This window comes from Streptomyces sp. NPDC088246 (genome assembly GCF_044741025.1).
Lineage (GTDB): Bacteria > Actinomycetota > Actinomycetes > Streptomycetales > Streptomycetaceae > Streptomyces.
The window spans coordinates 1-1,898 of record NZ_JBIURV010000164.1 but is presented as its reverse complement, the minus strand read 5'-3'; the positions used below and the strand labels follow the sequence as shown (position 1 = coordinate 1,898).

General features: G+C 65.3%; 2 protein-coding genes. Both read right to left on the bottom strand.

Annotated elements, in window-relative coordinates:
- Positions 1-113: 113 nt before the first annotated feature.
- Positions 114-1,028: an IS982 family transposase gene (locus ACIPEK_RS46610; protein ID WP_402009111.1), complete on the bottom strand. Its 915-nt coding sequence runs from the start codon at positions 1,026-1,028 to the stop codon at positions 114-116.
- An 86-nt stretch (positions 1,029-1,114) separates the two neighbouring features.
- On the bottom strand, positions 1,115-1,624 hold the full coding sequence (locus ACIPEK_RS46605) for a DinB family protein (protein WP_093531971.1): 510 nt from the start codon (positions 1,622-1,624) through the stop codon (positions 1,115-1,117).
- Between the last annotated feature and the right edge of the window lie 274 nt (positions 1,625-1,898).

Sequence of the window (1,898 nt, the reverse complement as noted above, 5' to 3'; positions counted from 1 at the left end):
AGAACCCGCGCCCCTTCGCCTGGACGAAGAGCGCCGACGAGATCCTCGAGCGCCTCGCCTCATATCTTGATCGAATTCCCGGCGCAGGACACTAGGTGATCGATTCCAAGGGGTCAGTGGTCGTAGGCGGTCAGTGAGCGTAGGACGGGCTGGCTGGTGTGGTCGTTGTGCCAGATCGCGGCCGTCAGCGCGAGGATGCGTTGCATGACGCGGGCGACCACGCCGCCCGGTGTGCGGCCTCGGTGCTGTTCGAGGTCAAGCTGGCCCTTGAAGGTCTCGTTGACCGACTCGATGACCTGCCGCAACGGCTTGAACAGGGGTGCCCCGGCCCGCTCCGGCTCGCCCTTGCGGGCCGGCCTCAGCAGCCGGATGTTTTGCTCGGCCAACTGGTGCTCGAAGGCGCGGCCGAAGTAGTTCTTGTCGCCGATCAGCGTCTGCCCGGCCCGGGCGGCGACCAGTTCCGGTTCGGCGGCGAGCAGGTCCAGCAGGGTCTCGCGTTCGTCGGCCTTGGCCCCGGTCAGGGCGAAGGCGATGGGCAGGCCCTGCAGGGTGCACACCAGGTGCAGGCGCAGGCCCCAGAAGAAGCGGCTGTGGCTGGCGCAGTACCCGTACTCGGCCCATCCGGCCAGGTCGGAGCGCTTGACGGTCTCGCGGGAGCGTCCGCACTCCACCGGCGTGGAGTCCACGATCCACACGTCATCACTCCATACAGAGGTGTCGGTTGCCAGCACCCGGGTCACCCGCCGCAGCAGCTCGGTGGCCTTGCGCAGGCGCTTGTTGTAGCCGGGCTGCTTGGGCAGGTAGGGGAAGAGATGCCGCAGGTGGGCGCGGGCGTGGCGGAGCCACTTGGCCTCGGAGGTGAAGCCCAGCATGGCCTGCATCATCGCGAGCGTGACCAGCTCGGCATCGGTCAGTTGCGGGGCGATCCCGACCGCCGGACGCCAGGGCGCCAGGTGCGGTGAGTCCTTCAGCAGGTCGTCGGTCTTCACATAGAGTGCGGTGGCGAGGGAGTCCAACTCTGTCTTCACACACTGACGTTGGACTTCCTCCTTCCAACCCCGCGGGCGATTCTCTGGAACGGATCAGCATGTGGAGATCGATGGCTCCCGCGGACTCAGGCGCCCACGGTCCCGTCGACACCTTCACGCAGAAAGTCCGCGTGCCCGTTGTGGCGGCCGTACTCCAGAAGCACGTGCACCATCACCATCCGCAGCGACACCTCCTCGCCCCATCGTGGCTGATACCCGGCCTGGTCCAGGGACTCAGCCTCCCGCTCGATGCGGCGCGAGTTCTCCACCTCGGCATCCCAGGCCACGAACGCCTCGTCCCTGGTCGACGCACTCGCGTCGTACGCTGCCTGAAAGTCGATCTTGTCGGACCAGACCATGGGCGCGTCGTTGTCCTCGAACACTCGACGGAACCAAGCACGCTCCACCTCCGCCATGTGCCGCACCAGACCGAGCAGCGAAAGCGTGGACGGCGGCATCGACTGCTGCCGCAGCTCCTCGTCGGTGAGCCCTTCGCACTTCATGGCGAGGGTTGCGCGGTGGTAGTCGAGGAAAGCCCGCAGCATGTCGCGTTCGCTGCCAAAACTGGGCGGTCCTATGCGATTGTCGCTGGTCATTGGTCGTGCTCCTCATCTGTGCCTGCGTTGAGGGCCAGTATCTAATCCCGTCGACTGTCCCCATACGAGGGCCGTCAACCGGACCTGATTGTTCCCACAGAGGTCGCCGAACACAGGAATTAGAAGGGCTCACTGGACCCCGCAGCCGCAACTACCCCTTGGAATCGACCATCTAGGGACAATACCGGTGACTTTGCAGGTGCTGGCTCGTTGAGTTGGTGTGCCAAGGCCAGGACAGTTGAAGGCAGTTGAGAGTGATCGGTTTTCGGATCGC